The sequence below is a fragment of the Ruminococcus sp. genome, assembly GCF_017650195.1.
In the GTDB taxonomy this organism is placed as follows: Bacteria; Bacillota; Clostridia; order Oscillospirales; family Ruminococcaceae; genus Ruminococcus.
The window spans coordinates 1-3,016 of sequence record NZ_JAGCFH010000258.1; the positions used below are offsets into that span (position 1 = coordinate 1).

Annotated in this window: 2 protein-coding genes; one reads left to right on the forward strand and one right to left on the reverse strand. The window is 43.8% G+C overall.

Annotated elements, in window-relative coordinates; translation table 11 throughout:
• Window positions 1-447: hypothetical protein (locus tag J6U00_RS11685; protein WP_296582040.1), on the forward strand; the 447-nt coding region annotated here is incomplete at its 5' end.
• Between the two features lie 313 nt (window positions 448-760).
• Here J6U00_RS11685 and J6U00_RS11690 read toward each other — a convergent pair.
• A complete protein-coding gene (locus tag J6U00_RS11690; protein ID WP_296582042.1) occupies window positions 761-2,848 on the reverse strand; it encodes a glutamine synthetase III in 2,088 nt (695 codons plus the stop codon).
• Between the last annotated feature and the right edge of the window lie 168 nt (window positions 2,849-3,016).

The following is a 3,016-nucleotide window of genomic DNA, read 5'->3' on the forward strand; positions in this document are numbered from 1 at the left end:
CAAGGCAACGGCGAAGAGATCAATATGGTAGGATACCCCACTGATAACAGTGAAAGAGGCGGCTTGATAAAGCCAGAGTATTTTTATAGCATTACATCTTCTTGTCAGGATAAGGACGGCGCATGGGAATTTGTTTCAAAAGCTCTTACATTCCCTTATGATGTGTTTTCGTGCTTCAAGCCTGAAACCAGGAATATACTTAACAGTGAGATAGGCGTCGAGCATACCGCAAGCGGTATACCTGTTCCCAGTCTTACGGCTGAACAGGCTGATATGCTGTATGATTATCTGTGCAAGTGCGATAATACAGCAGTTGAATACGATGATGATATGAGTACGGTTCTCTATGAGGAAGCCGACAAGTATTTTGCAGGAGAGTGCTCGGCAGAGGATGCTGCAAAGTCTATACAGAGTCGTGTATCTGAGATAATGAAAAAGTATAAATAGATATGGACAGGACTTATATGAATTGTTATTGCTTGCAGAGTACACATACTGCAAATGTCAATCTAAAAATTTAGATTCTGTGAGAGCCTTGTGGTGAAAGTCCACTTGGCTACTCGACTGAGAGGTCGGCGGCTTAATCGCCGCCTCTTAATCAATATATAGTTTAAGAATAATCTTTAGCAGCAATTGTTTTCAATAATTTATTATGAAATGGCCACAGAGCCAACAGCAAAATACTGTTGGCTCTGTGGTTTATGCTGTATTTATTTCAAGGAGTGGTCTATAGTGTAGACTTTTCTGATGATCTTAAATATCACACTCCAAAAAGGAGTTTGTCATATGCAGGGAAAGGCCAGTATGACTCAGCAGTTACTGTTTCAGCCTTGTCAGCAGCAGCACGGAGCTTTTCCATAGCAGGGAGCATCGTGTCGCGGACGAACTCAGAAGCCTTTATGATAACGTCCTGTTTCTTGAAATCCGCCACTACTTTTTCAAGCATTGTCGTAGCAGCATCCATTTCATCTATGAGGCTTGAAAGCTCGGTAACAAGACTTGTCTCATACTTGCATGCAACCTTTGATACACTCTTCTTGACTGCTACCGCATTTGCTGTATCAGCAGCAAACCTAGCAACAGCAGGGATTATCTCCTTGCGGGTCATATCTATCATAGTTGTAGCTTCGATATTAACTGTCTTTATATAGTTTTCAAGCATGATATCACAGCGTGAGAATATTTCAGCCTTAGTGAATACACCGTGAGAGGTGAGCATATCAACGTTCTTCTTGTCGCAGATATGGGGCATTGCATCAGCGGTGGTCTTAAGATTCATAAGACCGCGTTTCTCTGCCTCCTTTATCCATGCGTCATCATAGCCGTTGCCGTTGAAGATAATACGCTTGTGTTCCTTGATAGTTTTCTTGATAAGGTCGTGAAGAGCCTTGTTGAAGTCCTTTACGCCCTCAAGCTTATCAGCAAACTGCTTCAATTCTTCAGCAACAGCAGCATTAAGGTGAATGTTAGCACAGGAGATACTGTTGGAAGAACCAAGCATGCGGAACTCGAACTTGTTACCAGTGAATGCGAAAGGTGATGTTCTGTTACGGTCTGTTGAGTCCTTACTGAACTTGGGAAGAACATCAACGCCAAGCTGCATTTTTTCCTTCTTTGTTCCACCGTACGGTTTATCCTTTTCAATAGCATCAAGGACTGCTGTAAGTTCGTCACCGAGGAATATGGATATAACAGCAGGTGGAGCTTCATTTGCGCCAAGTCTGTGATCGTTGCCTGCGGTAGCAACTGAAAGTCGCAGCAGATCCTGATAATCATCAACAGCCTTGATAACTGCCGCAAGAAAAAGCAGGAATTGTGCATTCTCAGCGGGAGTCTCACCGGGAGAGAGAAGGTTCTCACCTTGATCTGTGGATATAGACCAGTTGTTATGCTTACCTGAGCCGTTTACACCTGCAAATGGCTTTTCATGGAGCAGACAAACAAGTCCGTGACGGATAGCGACTTTCTGCATTACTTCCATAGTAAGCTGGTTGTGGTCGGCAGCGATATTTGTTGTATCGTATATGGGAGCAAGCTCGTGCTGGGCAGGTGCAACTTCATTATGCTTGGTTTTAGCGAGGATACCAAGCTTCCACAGTTCCTTGTCGAGATCGGCCATATACTCGGCAACTCTTGGCTTGATGGAACCAAAATAATGGTCGTCCATTTCCTGGCCTTTTGGAGGCATAGCACCGAAGAGAGTACGTCCTGTCATGATGAGGTCTTTTCTCTTCTTCCACATATCACGATCAACGAGGAAGTATTCCTGCTCGGGACCAACGGATGTCTTTACGCTTTTAACCTTGTCATTGCCGAATAGTTTAAGGATACGCAGAGCTTGTTTGTTAAGGGCTTCCATTGAACGCAGGAGTGGTACTTTTTTGTCAAGAGCCTCACCTGTGTATGAACAGAATGCAGTTGGGATATAAAGTGTACCGTCCTTGATGAAAGCATAAGATGTAGGATCCCAAGCCGTATATCCTCTTGCCTCAAAAGTAGCACGAAGTCCGCCAGAGGGGAATGAGGATGCGTCAGGCTCGCCTTTAATGAGCTCCTTGCCCGAGAATTCCATGATAACTCTTCCGTCAGGTGCAGGAGAAATAAAGCTGTCATGCTTCTCAGCAGTAACACCTGTCATTGGCTGAAACCAGTGTGTGTAGTGAGTTGCACCTTTTTCAATCGCCCACTCCTTCATGGCAGCTGCAACTGCATTTGCTACGGATATATCAAGAGGAGTTCCCTTGTCTATAGTTCTTTTCAGTGATTTGTATACTTTATCCGAAAGAGTTGCCTTCATTATTCTGTCATCGAATACCATTGAACCATAATAGTCTGTGATTTTTTCCATTGTAATTACCTCCAAATCATATTATGTAAGGCAGTCTGCATACATCGGGAGATCTGTAATTAAGATGCACGCAGACGCCCTTGTCAGCTTAAGCTTTTTCCCACTCCGCTGAATCGTGAAGTGCGTTGTATCCTTCTTCACCTGTTCTGATCTTGATAACGTTCTCAA